Raw genomic sequence first — 16,115 nt, 5'->3', positions numbered from 1 at the left:
GCGGCGTCATCCGCCCTCTCCTCTCGCGTCCGAGGGCGCTCGGGCCCGGGCTCGCCGGCGGGCGGGCTCGGCGCTCGCGCCGTCGCGGGGGGTTCCGCGCCGCACGAGCCGCGGGACCTCGACCGCGAAGAAGTCCGCGAGCGCGCGCACCGCCGGGAGCTCGCCGCGGCGCGAGGGCATCAGCATCGTCACGCGGTGATCGCCGACCTGCCACTCGGGCAGCACGCGCCGCAGCTCCCCGCGCGCGCGCTCGTCACGGCACGAGTACTCGGGCAGCGCGGCGATGCCGAGGCCCGCCACGGCCGCGCCGAGGAGCGTCACGGAGTCGTCGGTGCGCAGGCGCGGCACGAACGGGATCTCCTCGGTCGCCTCGCGGGAGCGCAACCGCCAGACAGCGCGTGAGCTCGGCCCGCCGAGCAGCAGCCCGGGATGCGCGCGGAGCTCGTCCGGCGTCGCGGGCGCGCCGCGCGCGTCGAGGTAGCGCGGCGCGGCCATGAGCACCCACGGCGTCGGCGAGAGCAGCCGCTGCACGAGCCCGGTGTCGGGCAGCGGGCCGCCATAGCCGCGGAGCGCGAGGTCGAAGCGCTCCTCGACCAGATCCACGAGGCGATTCGTCGCGTGAAGGAACACGTCCACCTTCGGGTGACGCACCATGAAGCGCGGCAGGAGCGGCGCGACGAGGTGCTTGCTCATGCCGATCGAGCAGGTGAGCCGGATCATCCCGCTGGGCTCCGCGACGCGACGGCGCGCCACGCTCTCGACGGCGTCCGCCGCGACGCGCATCGCGCGCGCGTGCTCGAGCACCTCTTCGCCCACGTCGGTGATGATGAACTTGCGCGAGGTGCGCTGGACGAGCCGCACCCCGAGCCGCTCCTCGAGGAGCTGGAGGCGCCGGCTCAGGCTGGACTTGGGCACGCCGAGCGCGCGCCCCGCCGCCGACAGCCCGCCGTGCTCCGCGATGCGCACGAACAGCGCGAGGTCGTCCCATTCGTCCATCGGCCGGACAATCGTACCACGTGGTGGACGATACGTTCAAATGGAGGCCTCTACCGGCCAGATCGTCCACGTAGCAGGATGATCGCATGAACGATCCTTCCCTGCTCGACGCCTACCTCGCGCGCATCGGCTACGACGGCCCCCGCGCGCCGACGCTCGATACGCTGCGCGCCGTCCACGCCCTGCATCCGCGCGCGATCCCGTTCGAGAACCTCGACCCGTGGTCGGGGCGGCGCGTCGACCTCTCCCCCGCGGCGCTCGAGCGCAAGCTCGTGCGCGGCCGCCGCGGCGGGTACTGCTACGAGCAGAACGGGCTGCTCGCGCACGCGCTGCGCGCGCTCGGGTTCGAGGTGCGCGGGCTCGCGGCGCGCGTGCGGTGGAACGTGCCCGAGGGCGAGACCAGGCCGCGCAGCCACATGCTGCTCCGCGTCGAGCTGGCGGAGGGGACGTACCTCGCCGACGTCGGGTTCGGGGCGCTCGCGCCGGTCGCGCCGCTCAGGCTGGTGCACGACGTCGAGCAGGAGACGCCGCTCGAGACCTTCCGGTTGCGCGGAGAGGACGGCGGTCAGGCGCTCGAGGTGAAGTCGGGTGAGGCCTGGCGCGCGCTGTACTGGTTCGATCTCACCGAGCAGCTCCCCGCCGACTACGACCTGTTCAACTGGTGGGTCTCGACGAACCCCGCGTCGCTCTTCGTGCGGAGCCTGGTCGTGGCGCGGCCGACCGCCGAAGGGCGCGTCACGCTGTTCGATCGCGAGCTCACGTACCGGCGCCGCGACGGAGGCGTCGAGCAGCGCACGCTCGCGAGCGCGGGCGCGCTGCGCGAGGTGCTCGAGGGGGAGTTCGGGCTCGACCTTTCAGGCCTGGACGGGCTCGATCAGGCGTTGCGCCGCCTCGCGCCTCCCGGTGGAGCGAGCGAGAGAGAGGAGAGATTTTAACGCAACGGCGCAACGGCGCAACGGTGCAACGGCGCAACGGCGCAAGAAGAGGACCTGCCCTGCGCACAAAATGCGCCGGACGCGAGAGCGTGACCCGGCACACGTCGAGTCTTCATCACGTGCGTTCTTCGCGCGATCCCGACGAAGATTGTTCTATATTCATGCTCTCGGCTCGCGATCGACCAGACAAAACAGAGTGTCAGGGCCATCACGAACTCGAGCACATGCACATATGGGCACCACAGCGTCGATCGATTTGCCAGGAGTTGTTGTCGAGCAGCTGATCCACGAAGGCAGCAAGACCCATGTGTACCGCGGCCGCCGCACCGCGGATCAGCGGCCGGTCGTCATCAAGACGCTGAAGGGCGAGCACCCGAGCGTCCGCGATCTCGCCCTGTTGCGGCACGAGTTCGGTCTGCTCCGCGATCTGGACCTCGACGCCGTGGTGCGGGTGTGCTCGCTCGAGAGGACCCGCGGCGGCCTCGCCCTCGTCACGGAGGCGGTCGAGGGCACGACCCTGAGGGCGCTCCTCCACGATCGCCGGCTGGATCTGCGCACGGCGCTGGCGCTCTCGGTCGCCATCGCCGACGCCCTCGGCGCGGTGCACCGCTGTCACATCACGCACAAGGACATCAATCCCAGGAATATCATCATCGGCTCGGACCTACGCCGCGCCACGCTCATCGATTTCGGCGCCGCGTCGCGGCTCCAGCAGGAATTCCAGCAGCCGACCTCGGTCTCCACCCTGCAAGGGACGCTCGCGTACATATCGCCCGAGCAGACCGGACGCATGAACAGGGGCATCGACTACCGCGCGGATCTCTACTCGTTCGGCGTCACCCTGTACGAGATGCTGACCGGCGCGCTGCCGTTCTCGGACGCCGATCCCATGGACCTCCTCTACAGCCACATCGCGCGGCCGCCCGTGCCGCCGCACGAGCGCCGCGGGGACGTGCCTCAGCCGGTGTCCGAGATCGTCATGAAGCTCCTCGCCAAGACCCCCGAGGACCGGTACCAGAGCGCGTACGGCGTCAAGGCCGACCTCGCGGAGTGCCTGCGCTCCCTCGAGCAGACGGGCCGGGTCCATCCCTTCTCGATCGGGCGGAGCGATCGCAGCTACGAGCTGCGCGTCCCGCAGAAAATCTACGGCCGGGACGCGGAGCGGCACCGGCTCCTCGCCGCCTTCGAGCGGGTCCGGGGCGGCGCGGCGGAGCTCGTGCTCGTCGCCGGATACTCCGGCGTCGGCAAGAGCGCGCTGGTCCACGAGACCTACAAAGCGATCGCCAGGGTCGGGGGGCACTTCGCGCACGGGAAATTCGACCAGCTGAACCGCGGCGTGCCCTGCGCCTCGATCGTCCAGGCGTTCAGGGGCCTCGTGCAGCAGATCCTCTCCGAGCGGACAGAGGCGCTGTCCCGCTGGAGAGCAGAGCTCGGCGCGGCGCTCGGCGCGAGCGCCGGGGTCCTGACCGAGCTCATCCCCGAGCTCGCGCTCATCATCGGCGACGCGCCCCCGGTCGCGGCGCTCGGCCCCTCCGAGTCGCAGAACCGCTTCGACATGGTTTTCCGGAGCCTCCTCGGCGTGCTCGCCGCCCCGTCACACCCGCTGGTCCTGTTCCTCGACGACCTGCAATGGGCGGATCCGGCGTCGCTCCGGCTGCTGCGTCTCCTGCTCACCGACCCCGACACGAGCCACCTCCTGGTCGTCGGGGCGTACCGCGATAACGAGGTGAGCCCGGCGCACCCGCTCATCATCACCCTCGACGCCGTCCGCGCTGCGGACGCGGCGGTGACGGACATCCCGCTCGCGCCGCTCTCGCCGGAGGACGTGACGGCGCTCGTCTCGGACGCCCTGGGCCGCGCGGCGCAGGACGTCGCGCAGCTCGCCGAGCTCATTCACGGGAAGACGCAGGGCAACCCGTTCTTCATCGGGCAATTTCTGCGGATGTTGAGCGACGACGGGCTCCTCCGCTGCGAGCCGGAGACCGGCAGATGGACCTGGAGCCTCGCGGCCATCGAGTCGCGCGCCGTGACGGACAACGTCGTCGATTTCATGATCGCGAAGCTGCAGAGGCTCTCGCCGCCCACCCAGCGCGCCCTGAAGCTCGCGGCGTGCATCGGGCACAGGTTCGACCTGCGCACGCTCGCGACGATCTCCGAGCAGACCGCCGCGCAGGTGGCGCAGGACCTGTGGGAGGCCATGCAGGAAGGGGTCCTGCTCCCCATCGACGCAGACTACCGGCTCGTCCAGCCGGGAGAGCCATCGCAGGGCGAGCCCGCGAGCGAGGCGTCGCTGGCCGTCTCCTACCAGTTCTTGCACGATCGCGTCCAGCAGGCGGCGTATGCCTTCATCGCGGACGAGCACAAGCGCGCTGCCCACCTGCGCGTCGGCCGCCTGATGCTGGCCAGTCAGCGCGGCGAGGCGCCGGAAGAGCAGCTCTTCGATATCGTGAACCACCTGAACTACGGCGCCCCCCTCGTCTCCGATCCCGGCGAGCGCGAGCTGCTCGGGCGCCTGAACCTGCGCGCCGGGAGGAAGGCCAAGAGCGCGACCGCCTATGGGGCCGCGGCGGAGTACCTCAGCGCCGGACGGAGCGCGATCGGAGACGACGACGCCTCCGGGGATCGCGCGCTGCGCTGGGCGCTCACGCTGGAGGCCGCCGAGTGCGAGTACCTGTGCGGCCGCTTCGCCGAGGCAGAGGCGCTGTTCCAGCGCCTGCTCGACACGGCGCGGTCCAACCTCGATCGGGCGCGGGTGCAGAGCCTGCGGATGAAGCTCTATCAGGTGGCCGGCCGCTACGACGAGGGCGTCACGGTGGGACAGGAGGCGCTGCGCCTGTTCGGCGTCGAGATCCCCGGGGCGAGCGAGGAGATCGGCGCCGCCGTCTCGGCCGAGATCGCGCAGATCCCCGAGAGCATGGCGGGCAGGAGCATCGAGGACATCCTACACGCGCCGCTGCTCGCCGATGAGCACATCCGCGCGACCATCAACCTGCTCGCCGACTGCGCCCCCTGCGCGTACATCGGGCGGCCGGGCGTGTTCCCGCTCATCGCGCTGAAGATGCTCAACCTGTCGCTGCGGCACGGCAACACCGAGGCGTCGTGCTTCGCGTACAGCGTGTACGGGCTGATGCTGGTCTCGGCGTTCGGCGATATCCCCTCGGGATTCCGCTTCTCGGAGATGTCGATCCGGCTGAACGAGAAGCTCGGGGACGTCTCGCTGCGCGGTACGCTGCTGCACCTCCACGGCGATCACATCAACGTCTGGGTCCAGCACATCCGGAACGACCTGCCCATCCTGGAGAGGGCGTTCCTCGCCTGCCTCGAGGCCGGCGACCTGGTGTACGCGAGCTACCTGGCCTTCGAGACCGTCTGGCAGGTGTACGAGAAGGGCGACCCGCTGGAGGAGGTCCATCGCGTCGCCGAGCGCTTCGCTTCGTTCGCGCGAAAGACAGGCAACCGCGCCGTCCTCGAGACCATCCGGCTGGAGCAGCAATTCCTGCGCAATCTGAAGGGGCTCACCGCGGACGACGTCTCGCTGAGCGAGGAGGGCTTCCCCGAGGAGGAGTACCTGGCCGCCCTCACCCGGGCGAGCTTCGGGTGCGGTATCGCCTTTTATCATATCATCCGGCTCATCCTGCTCTATTCCCACGGCCGGCCCGATGCGGCGCTCGCTGCCGCGGAGGCGGCGCGCCCGGTCCTCGGGGCCGTCATGGCGATGCCGATCGAGGCGACATACCACTTCTATCTCGCGCTCACGCTCGTCGCGCTCGGCGAGCGCGACCCGCGTGAGCGCGAGCGGCACGCCGAGGCGCTCTCCGCGTCGCTCAAGAAGCTCGAGCTCTGGGCGACCCAGTGCCCTGACAACTTCCGCGCGAAGCACCTCCTGGTGCTCGGCGAGATGGCGCGCGCCTCCGGCCGCGACGCCGAGGCGATGGAGCTCTACGACGACGCCATCGACGCCGCCCGTCAGAGCGAGTTCATCCAGTACGAGGCGCTCGCGTCGGAGCTGGCCGGGCTGTACTACGCCCGCAAGGGCCGGCGGCGCATCGCGGCGCTCTACCTGAACGCGGCGATGCACGCCTACCGGCAGTGGGGGGCCGAGCGAAAGACCGCGGCGCTGATCCGGCAGCACGGGCTCGACGCGCTCCCCGCGGACAGAGCGCCCGCGGAGCGCGATCAGGCCATCTCCAGATCGAGCACCATTTCGGTGAACCACCCGCTCCTCAACAAGCTCGTCGACGTCGCGGCGGTGCTGCAGGCGACGCACGCGATCTCCAGCGAGCTCGTGCTCGGCAAGGCGCTCGATCGCGTGATGCGCGCCGTCCTCTCGAGCGCCGGCGGCCAGCGCGGCTTCCTGGTGCTCGCGCGCGAGGACCGGCTGGTCATCGAGGCGGCCATCACGATCGACCCTGAATCGATCGAGGTGGAGCTCCGGCGTCCGCTCGAGGAGTCCTCGGATCTTCCGGTCAGCGTCGTACACTACGTGGCGCGCACGCGAGAGCTCGTCATCCTCGACGACACCGCCGCGACCCCTCGCTTCGCGGCGGATCCTTACCTCGCCGCGCGTCGGCCGAAATCGGTGATGGGCCTTCCGCTCATCCACCAGAACCGGCTCACGGGCGTGCTGTACGTGGAGAACGCGCTCGCGAGCGGCGCCTTCACGCCGGAGCAAACCGAGCTGCTCCGCCTGCTGGGCGCGCAGATCGCAGCGGCGCTCGAGAACGCGCTGCTCTACAGCCGCCTGCAGGAGATCTCCGAGGGACATCGCGCCATGAGCGACCGGCTCGAGAGCGAGGTGCAGCGGCGCACCGAGGAGCTCTCCTCGGTCAACGAACGCCTGTCACAGAAGGCGGACGAGCTGAACCAGGCCAATGAGCGGCTGCTCGAAGAGCTCCTCGAGCGCGAGCGCGCCGAGCGGGCCCGGGCGGCCCTCCAGGAGGAGATCATCGAGGTGCAGCGCCTGCGCCTCTCGGAGATGGCGACGCCCATCATCCCCATCACCGATCGCGTCCTGGTCATGCCGCTCATCGGGACGATGGACGCGGCGCGCGCCGCCCAGGTGCTGGAGGCGACCCTCGCCGGCGTCCAGCGCCACAACCCGTCCGTCGTCATCATCGACATCACCGGCCTGAAGCACGTCGACGCCGGGGTCGCCGACACGCTGATCCGCACCGCCTCGGCGCTGCGTCTGCTCGGCGCGCGGGCGATCTTGACGGGGATGCAGCCGGAGATCGCCCGCGCGCTCGTGCAGGGCGGGATCGATCTCCGCGGCATCGTCACCCGCTCGACGCTGCAGAGCGCCGTGGCCCACGCGCTCGCGCCGTCCGGCACCGGACAGGTCCACTGAGCGTGCGGCGCGCTCCGCATCGCCCCCCCGCCCGATGCGGAGCGCGCGGACGGGCGCCCCCGCCCGGACGCTAGTCACGCTGCGACGCCTGCTTGTCCTCGCAGCGGCCCAGCACGAAGATCCCGCACACCCGCTCCTCCAGCAGGCACTCCTGCCCTTTCGGGCACTGCGATGGGTCGATCACGCTCGGATCGCAGGGCCTCGCGCAGAACGGAGGCGGGCCGAGCGGGGCGTCGTAAACGCCGTTGCCGTCGCGGTCCAGGAAGATGGGGTTCGTGACCGCGTACGGCGCCACCGGGTACCAGTCGGGGACCGGCGGAGACGCCGTGAAGAACCGCGAGAGCGCCTCGACCTGCGTGAACGCGAGGCTCGCCACCCGCGGCAGCTGGAGCTCTCCGAACGCGACCGGCAGCGCGACCGGCGTGAGGAGGTTCTCGTCGCGCAACCCCATCGCCACCACCACCACCCAGCCGTCCGACGCCGGCGCCGGCAGCTCGAGCCGCTCGTCGACGTCCACGATCGCCGACGGCCCCGCCGAGGGCTCGAGCACCCGGACCAGCCGGCCGCTCACGTACACCTCGACGCGATCCACGCCGAACCAGCTCGCCGTCTCGATCCGCAGATCGAGCGGCACCGTGTCGCCCTCGATCCGCGCCACCCCGCCGTACGTCGCGCCGCCCACGCCCGCGCGGACGAACGGACCGTACGTCGCGAACGCGCTGCCCGCGCGCAGCGCGCCGGTGACCCCGCCCAGATCGATCGCCGCGGGCTGGTCGGTCGGCGAGCGGAAATAGGTGCGCGGAAACCCCGGCTCCGGCGACGCGCCGTGGCTGTCGCTGCTCCCGAGCTGCGTCGGCGAGAAGCCGTGGTCGAGGTAGCGGAACAGATCGTCGACCTGGCCCGCATGGAACGTGCACGGCCGATCCGCGTCCTCCTCCGGGACCGCGCCCCCCTCGCCGACCAGGCAGAGCGCCTCCCCCTCGGCCGCGGTCCGGTCGAACCGCCAGATCGCGTCCTGCTCCTCGGGCGTCCTCGTCAGGATCCGCTTCGTGACCTGCCAGGCGAGCGCCGAGCGGGCGCGCTGCTGGCACACCGCGTACCGCTCGCCGGGCAGGCACGCCGGCAGCTCCACGGGGATCCCGCCGCACGCCGCGCCGAGCGACGCCTCGTCCCGCGCGGCGTCGATCCGGGACAGGCAGCGGTTGAAATCGACCACCTCCTGCACGGTCGGCGTCCGGAGCAGGTCGAACCGCTTCGCGTTGAAGACCTCCATCGCGTCGAAATCGCAGCTGCCCGCCTGGAACAGCGGGTTGCTCGCCTCGAGCGTGGGGATCGTCCGGTCCAGCGTGAACGGGTCCACGCCGAGCTGGTCGATGTACCCGATGAACCCGTCGCGCGGGTGCGCCACGATCACGAGCGCGTCCTCGCCGTCCGCCGCCGCGCCGCGGACGCCGTCGATCACGTCGCTGCCCGGGCGGCAGACCCAGTCGAAGACGCCGTGATCCGGCACCGCGAGCTCGTCGTAGCGGAGCGGGAAGCCGATGAAATGGCCGAGCTCGAGCGTCGATACCTCGGCGCCGACCGCCGTCTTCAAGAGCGGCTCGAGCCCCAGCTGCCGCACCGCCGGCTCGAGATCGGTGTGCACGTCGTGATCGGTCGCCACCGCGACCTCGAGCCCCTCGACGACCGCCGAGGTCACCCGCTCCTCGAGCGGCATGCCGCTGTCGAAGCTCGGGCGCTGGTGCAGGTGCATGTCGATCGACATCCAGCCCGTCGAGTCGACCTCGCGCGGCACGACCGCCTCGATCCGCCGCATCTCCCCGGCGCGCACCTCGAGATCGGGGACCTCGAACCGGCCGAACTCGGGCCCGCGCGTGACGAGCACGCGGTAGCGGCCCGGCTCGATCTCGACCGAGCCCTCGCCCGTCGCCGAGCGCTCGATCTGCCGGACGCCGCTGCCGAGCCGGCCGTGGCCGAGGTAGACCCGCCGCGTCCCGTCGCCCTCGCGCGGCCGCCCCGCGGCGTCGAGCGCGACGAACGTCAGCTTGGCCGGCGAGAGCCGGCCGCCCTCGTCGACGACCCGGTACGCGACCCGCGCGGGGCTCGGCAGCTCCGCCGCGACCGACACCGTGGCCCCGGCGCCGAGCGCCACGCGGATCGGCGCGGACACCGCCGCGCCGCCCGGGCTCTCCGCGACGAGCAGGTAGCCGCCGGGCTCGAGCCGCGCGCGGAAATCGCCGTCCTCCACCGGATCGAGCCCGAGGTCGGCGTCGATGGAGCTGACGAGCCCCACGTCGCCCGAGCGCGCGAGGCTCGCCTCGACGAGCGCGTCGACGCTCTCGAAGCGCGCGGCCGGGTCGGGGTCGCGGAAGACGTGGACGCGCGCGTTCGGCACGGGCTCGCCGGTCGACCGCCAGAGGACCGCGCCCTCGACAGCGCCCGTCGGCGCGCCGCGGGCGCCGTACACCACCTCGGCGACGCTCGCGATGTCGCCCTCGCCCACGGCGAAGTAGCGCTCGTAGGTGAACGACCGCTTGTGGTCGCACGCCTCGTCGTCGTCGCCCGCGGCGAGGCAGCTCTTGCCGGCGCTCAGGAAGGCGGTGGCCGCGCTCGTGAACACGGGGACGTTGACCGTGGAGGGCGGGTCGCCCGGGCGCGCCTTGGTGAAGTAGCCGTAGCTGACGTCGCCGCCCGCCGCGGCCACGAAGTCGAAGCTGAGCGGCCGCTGGAACGTGTCCCGGCCGGAGAAGAGGGCGTCGAACACCGCCTTCTCCTCGTCGAACCCGATGCCGGGGCCGAAGATGTCGTTCTGGTTGCCGAAGAAGACGAAATCGCCGGCGACGATGCCGCCCTTCCGCTCGGGATCCTCGCCGCGGACGTCGCCGAGGATGCCCCGGAAGATGTCCGACGGCCCCGCGTAGTTGTCGAGCGAGAGCGGCTCGCCGCAGGCGCACGTGGGGCAGCCGTCCTCGCCCGCCGCGAGGCCGTCCTCGCACTCGAGCGCGCAGGCGCCGACGCTCGGGCACCCCACCGCCCTGTCCGGCAGCAGCAGCGTCGTGCGGATCGTGACGAACCGCTCGCCCGGGCGGAGGATGTAGTCGGTGCGGAAGCGCATCTCCGGCTTCAGGCCGTCGAACAGGAGGCCGAGCAGGTCCTCCTGGGTCTTCAGCACGCCGAGCGCGTGGAAGAGGAACCCGCCGTCGCCCTCGACGCGGACGATCGCCTCCTGCCCGTCGGAGCCGTCCTTCGCCACGAAGACCTCTGTGGCGCCCGGATCCGGCACGAGCAGGTTGGCCACCGGGAACGACTCGGCGAAGCGATCGCGCCCCGACGCGCTCGCGAAGCGCGGATCGGGGCGGCGCAGGTCGGCATCGACCAGCGAGCCGCCGTAGACGCCCGGCCCCGGCGAGTGGCGCGCCCCGAGGATCGCGACCCGGATCTCGTCGTTTTCCAGAAGGAAATCGCCGACATCGGCCATCGCCACCGGCCCGCCGACGAGCTCGAACCGGTTCTCGATCGGCTTGGCGCGCAGGAGGTTCGGCGCGTCGCAACCGACCAGGCCGACCAGGCCGATCAGGCCGGCGAGGCCGACGGCGGAGCGCGGCGCGAGCAGAACGGGGACGGAGCGGCGGGTTCGCATGGCGGGCCGCTACAGGTTGAGCTGGAGCCCTAGCGCCACGGCGTCGTTGTCGAGCGCGACGCCGTGGATCTCCTGCCGGTGGGTGAAGTCGGCCTGCGCCTTGAGCACGTTGTCGATGAAGTGGTAGCTCGCGCCGGCGGTGAGCGCCCAGCTGTCGGTCTCGTCGTCGAGATCGAGGTTGGGATCGAGCCACTCGAAGCGCGCGGTCACGCCGAGCTTGATGCGCTTCACGAGATAGCCCACCTCGCCGACGAGGCCGAGCGAGGTGACCGGGGCGAGCTGGCCGAGCGGCTGCGTCGGGGCGCGCTCGGGGTCGCTCTGGTTCCAGAGGAGCTCGGCGAGCGCGTGCGCGCCGGCCGCCTGGAACAGGACGTCGGCGCCGATGCCGTGGATGTCGCGCGTCCCGCCGTCGCTGAAGAAGTAGCTCGCGCCCGCGCCGAGGCGGGGGCGCGAGACGGCGAGGTCCTGCAGCGAGCGCGGGAGGGGGCCGAGCGGCTCGGTGGCGAGGCGCGCGACGTAGGCGACGTGGTCGAAGCGGTTGCCGGCGATCGCGGCGTTCTCGACGTAGCCGGCGAAGAGCTGATCCGAGCGCTGGAAGCCGTTGAAGATGCCGGCGAAGTAGCTGAACGTCCTGTCCCGGAAGTGCCCCTCGACGTGGAGGCCGACCTGGCGGAAGGGCGCCATGGCGCGCACGGCGAACGGCCGCTCGAGGAGCGCGCCCTCGCCGGCGCCCGTCATCGCCGAGCGGCTGAACGGCACGTCGTGCGCGCCGAAATAGAGGTGCGCGAACGGGAAGTGGGCGTAGCCGATCCACGCCTCGGAGAGCCGCGGCGCGCCGTCCGCGCCCGCGGCGAGCTCGCCCGAGACCGCGAACGGCACGTACCCGGCGAGCGTGCCCGCGAAGCCGACGCGGGCGCGCCGGACGCGGAACCCCTGCCCTTCGGCGACGTCGCCCGCCTGGAGGTAGGCGTCGTCGCCGACGTACGGCACGGCCTGCGCCTGCACGAGCACGAGCGGCGAGAGCAGGAGCCGGCCGATGCTGAGCTGGAACGGCGGCCCCGCGGCGCCCTCGGACGGCGGCGCGGCGTCGGAGCCGGCGGGCGACGGCGCGGCCGCCGCGCCCGGCGTGGCGGCCGCGGCGCCCGCGGGCGGCAGCGCCGCGCCCGCGGGGGGCGGCAAGGCGTCGCCGGCGGGCGGCAAGGCGGCGCCGGCGGGCGGCAGCGCCGCGGCGGCGGGCGGCGCGGCGGCGGGCGGCGTGGCGGCGGGCGGCGTCGCGGGGGCGGCCGACGGCGGGGCGGGCGCGGGCTCGCCGGGGGGCACGACGGAGGTGGCGCCGGCGGGCGGCGCGGCGGCGGGCGGCGCCGCGGGCAGGGGCACGGGGAGCGGGTCGGCGGCCGGAGGCTGGACCGGCAGCGGCCGGCTGGGCTGCGCGCCCGCCGGCGCACACCAGAGCGCCGCCGCGGCCACGAAGGCGGCGCCCGAGCGCCGCGTCGCCCTGCACCACCGAGGAGCCGCGCCGCGGCGCGTCCATGCGCAAGCTGTCATCGGCATCCCCTGTCGGCCGGCGGCGAGGGTGGGAATCGCTGCGAAGCTGCAGCGGGCGCCGCTGGCAGGCGCTGTTCGTCTATCGCAGGACGCGACGAGGTGTCAACGCGCGGGCGGCGCGTCGGCGCGAGGCGCGCGCGCTCTTCCGCCGCGAGCGATCGCCCCGCGCCGCGATCACTCCTTGTCCGCGGACGGACCGATCATGCGCTCCGGCCTCACGACCTCGTCGAACGTCCGCGCGTCGAGGAGCCCGAGCGCGAGCGCCGCCTCGCGCAGCGTGGTCCCGTCCGCGTGCGCCTTCTTGGCGATCTTCGCGGCGTTGTCGTAGCCCACGTGCGGGTTCAACGCGGTCACCAGCATCAGGCTCTCGCGGACGTTGCGGGCGATCCGCTCGCGGTTCGGCGCGATTCCGCGCGCGCAGTGCTCGTCGAACGACGCGCAGCCGTCGGCGAGCAGCCGGATCGACTGCAGCACGTTGTGGATGATGAGCGGCTTGTACACGTTGAGCTCGAAGTTGCCGCTCGCCCCGCCGACGCCGACCGCGACGTCGTTGCCGAGCACCTGCGCGCAGAGCATCGTCATCGCCTCGGCCTGGGTCGGGTTCACCTTGCCCGGCATGATCGAGCTGCCCGGCTCGTTCTCGGGGAGGGTGATCTCGCCGATGCCGCACCGCGGCCCGCTCGCGAGCCAGCGGACGTCGTTCGCGATCTTGATCAGGCTGCAGGCGAGCGTCTTCAGCGCGCCGTGCGCCGCCACCAGCGCGTCGTGCGACGCGAGCGCCTGGAACTTGTTCGGCGCGGTGACGAACGGCGCCCCGGTGAGCTCGGCGATCTTCGCCGCGACGCGCGCCGGGAACTCCGGGTGGGCGTTCAGCCCCGTCCCGACCGCCGTGCCCCCGAGCGCGAGCTCGTAGAGCGGCGGCGCCGCCCGCTCGATCGCGGCGACGCCGGCGTCGAGCTGCGCGACGTAGCCGGAGAACTCCTGCCCGAGCGTCAGCGGCGTCGCGTCCTGGAGGTGCGTGCGGCCGATCTTGACGATGTCCGCGAACGCCGCGCTCTTCTGCGCCAGGGTGTCGCGGAGCCGCCGGACCTCCGGGAGCAGGCGGCGCTCGATCTGGAGCGCGGCGACGACGTGCATGGCCGTCGGGAACACGTCGTTCGAGCTCTGCGACCGGTTCACGTCGTCGTTCGGGTGGATCGGCGACTTCGAGCCCAGGACGCCGCCGCTGAGCTCGATCGCTCGGTTCCCGATGACCTCGTTCACGTTCATGTTGGTCTGGGTGCCGCTGCCCGTCTGCCAGACGACGAGCGGGAAGTGGTCGTCGAGCTTGCCCGCGATCACCTCGTCGGCCGCCGCGACGATGAGCCCGCATTTGTCCGCTGGCAGGAGCCCGAGGTCGCGGTTGACGAGCGCCGCGGCCTTCTTGACCGTGGCGAGCGCGGCGATCATCTCCCGCGGGAAGCGCTCGCCGCCGATCCGGAAGTTCTCCAGGGATCGCTGCGTCTGCGCCCCCCAGTAGCGGTCGGCCTGCACCTCGATCGGCCCGAAGCTGTCCTTTTCGATGCGAGTCCCCATCGCCGCGTCTTAGCGGCAGTGGGCGCGCCCCTCAAGCGGCGCGACCCCCGGTTCCCGGCGTCCTGCGTAACGGCATTCGCGCCGCGGGGGCGAGCGGGGGTAAAAAGCGGGCGTGCTCTTGTTTTCTCGCCTGTTTTTTGCGAAGTTCCGGGCCGCGCACGCGCGAGAAACACGGAGATCAGTATGGCCGGCATGGACACGGTACCGCGGGAGCTGCTGCAGGCTGCCTACAAGCGCAACCCGATTTACCTGCTCAAGATTCCGCTTCATTTCGGCATCTGGGCCGCGCTCACGTGGGTGCTGTACGCGACGCAGCACCACCCGCTCGCCATCCCGATCGGGATCGTCGTCTCGTTCGCGATTGCCAACCTCGTCCGCGGCCTCGGCGCGGTCGCGCACGACGCCGTCCACGGCAGCTGCTCGCGATCGAAGCTCGTCTCGTACCTCATCGCCCTGGTCTGCTGGGCGCCGACCGGGATGAGCGTGACGCTGTACACGAACTACCACCTTCATCATCACAAGATCGCGAACACGTACCCTGACGTCGACAACTTCGTCGTCACGGACTACACGCGGAACCCCGTCCTCGCGAAGCTCCTGCTCCTCGCGGTCTACACGTTCGCCTACCCGCTGTACTTCCTCGGCTGCATGGCGCGCTACGTGAAGCGGCTGTCGGCGCTCCAGCGCGTCAAGATGAACCTGGAGATCCTCGGCTTCTGGGGGCTCATGGCCTTCTTCTTCTGGGTCATGCCGCGGCAGGTGTTCTTCTTCTTCTATGCCCTGCCGTTCATCTTCGGCGCGATCCTCGCCAGCGTGACCTCGATGATCGAGCACTACGAGATGCTCCCGGGGGAGGACGCGTACAGCTCGCGCACGTACGGGACCAGCGCGCACTTCACCAATTTCCTCTGGAACAACGTCACGTACCACAACGAGCACCACAAGTTCCCGGGCATCCCGTTCTACAACCTGCGCCGCTTCCACGTGGCGGCGTATCCCTATTACGATGAGCGGGTGAAGTCCGCGTGCCACCCGTCGATCGTCGGCATCGCCCTCGAGCTGTACGGCCGGATCCTGAAGCTCGACATCGCGAAGCTCGACGAGCGCTACCGCGGCCTCAACAAGGAGGCCGAGCGGCAGAAGATGATGGCGATGAACGGCATCCAGCCGGGCGTCACCGCCTGAGCCTCCCCCCCGGCCCGCAGCGGGCTACCGCTTCTTCTCCGCCATCGTCTTCACGATCGCCTCCGCCGCCGCGACCATCGAGCGCCTGAAGGCGAGCAGCCGCTGCTGCGCCGCCGCTCCCCGCGCCGCCGGCTGGCTCGAGGCGAACGTGAACCACGCCATCGGCAGCCCGAGGAGGAGGACGAACAGGTCCTCGGCGCACTGCTTCGAGGCCACCCCGAGCTCGTGGGCCGCGCCGAGCGCGCACACCTTGGCGGCCGCCGCCTCGTGCTCCGCCTCGTCGGGGAGCTCCAGCTGCCTCCACATCATCATCCGCACGCTCTTCGGGTTCTCGACCAGGTGGTCGAAGACGCCGGCGACGAAGGCCGGGAGGTCCGTCGGGTCGAAGGGCACGGCGTCGAACACGCTCTTGCACCGCTCCTCGAGCACGCTGCGGAACAGGTCCTCCTTCGAGCCGAAGTAAGCGTAGATGGCCTGCTTGTTCGCCGACGCCTTGTCGGCGATGCGGTCCACGCGCGCGCCGGCCAGGCCTCGCTCGGCGAACTCGTCGAGCGCGGCGTCGAGGAGCCTCTTCTTTGTCGCCGCCGAATCGTAGGGCATGAGTCGATCCTTCAGGGTGCCCACGCCGGGGCGCGGTGCAAGGGCGCGGGACCGCCGTTCACGAGGGCAGTGTAGCGGCAAGCGAGCGGCGCGCGCAGCGGCGACGTCGCCCCCCCGTTGACAGGGCCGGAGCCGCTCCCTAGGTTTTCAACCATCCAGTTGGTTTGTTACCCGAAGCACGCCGGCCGCGGCGCCGAGGAGCGTCGCGATCGCAGGCGCGGCCGCCGCCGAGGTGCCGGGGCGCAGCTCCAGGCGCGCGGCGGCGGGGGCGGGGGACCGGAGGAAGGACGGA

Annotated in this window: 8 protein-coding genes; 3 read left to right on the top strand and 5 right to left on the bottom strand. The window is 71.7% G+C overall.

Annotation, left to right across the window (positions count from 1 at the left end):
• Nucleotides 1-6: 6 nt before the first annotated feature.
• Nucleotides 7-996 carry a LysR substrate-binding domain-containing protein gene (locus WME98_RS22450; protein WP_437953131.1) on the bottom strand — a complete coding sequence of 330 codons (990 nt, stop codon included), beginning with the start codon at nucleotides 994-996 and terminating at the stop codon, nucleotides 7-9.
• Nucleotides 997-1,082: 86 nt separating this feature from the next.
• Between WME98_RS22450 and WME98_RS22445 the strand changes: the two genes are divergently transcribed.
• Both WME98_RS22445 and WME98_RS22440 read left to right on the top strand, forming a co-directional pair.
• Entirely contained in the window at nucleotides 1,083-1,931 is an 849-nt protein-coding gene (locus WME98_RS22445; protein ID WP_437953130.1) for an arylamine N-acetyltransferase family protein, read from the top strand.
• A gap of 232 nt (nucleotides 1,932-2,163) precedes the next feature.
• Nucleotides 2,164-7,278, top strand: coding sequence for an AAA family ATPase (locus tag WME98_RS22440; protein ID WP_437953129.1), 5,115 nt, complete (start codon nucleotides 2,164-2,166; stop codon nucleotides 7,276-7,278).
• A gap of 70 nt (nucleotides 7,279-7,348) precedes the next feature.
• Here the strand turns inward: WME98_RS22440 and WME98_RS22435 are convergent, their stop codons facing one another.
• From WME98_RS22435 to fumC, 3 genes are all read right to left on the bottom strand, one after another.
• Nucleotides 7,349-10,918, bottom strand: a complete 3,570-nt coding sequence (locus WME98_RS22435; RefSeq protein ID WP_437953128.1) for a PHP domain-containing protein — start codon at nucleotides 10,916-10,918, stop codon at nucleotides 7,349-7,351.
• Between the two features lie 9 nt (nucleotides 10,919-10,927).
• A complete protein-coding gene (locus tag WME98_RS22430) occupies nucleotides 10,928-12,463 on the bottom strand; it encodes a porin (RefSeq protein ID WP_437953127.1) in 1,536 nt (511 codons plus the stop codon).
• 174 nt (nucleotides 12,464-12,637) lie between these two features.
• Nucleotides 12,638-14,038 (bottom strand): class II fumarate hydratase, encoded by a 1,401-nt coding sequence (gene fumC / locus WME98_RS22425; RefSeq protein ID WP_061623002.1) that lies wholly within the window; start codon nucleotides 14,036-14,038, stop codon nucleotides 12,638-12,640.
• 192 nt (nucleotides 14,039-14,230) lie between these two features.
• Here fumC and WME98_RS22420 point away from each other — a divergent pair, with 192 nt between their 5' ends.
• A complete protein-coding gene (locus WME98_RS22420; protein WP_236644344.1) occupies nucleotides 14,231-15,223 on the top strand; it encodes a fatty acid desaturase family protein in 993 nt (330 codons plus the stop codon).
• A gap of 24 nt (nucleotides 15,224-15,247) precedes the next feature.
• On the opposite strand, the gene WME98_RS22415 is transcribed toward WME98_RS22420, so the two are convergent.
• The gene (locus WME98_RS22415; RefSeq protein WP_437953126.1) at nucleotides 15,248-15,823 is read right to left on the bottom strand and encodes a TetR family transcriptional regulator; all 576 of its coding nucleotides are present in this window, start codon (nucleotides 15,821-15,823) and stop codon (nucleotides 15,248-15,250) included.
• Nucleotides 15,824-16,115: the final 292 nt, after the last annotated feature.

The organism is Sorangium sp. So ce296 (genome assembly GCF_051529605.1).
In the GTDB taxonomy this organism is placed as follows: Bacteria; Myxococcota_A; Polyangia; order Polyangiales; family Polyangiaceae; genus Sorangium; species Sorangium cellulosum_D.
Note: the sequence above shows the minus strand (reverse complement) of the source record. Positions and strands in the feature narration are given on the sequence as shown.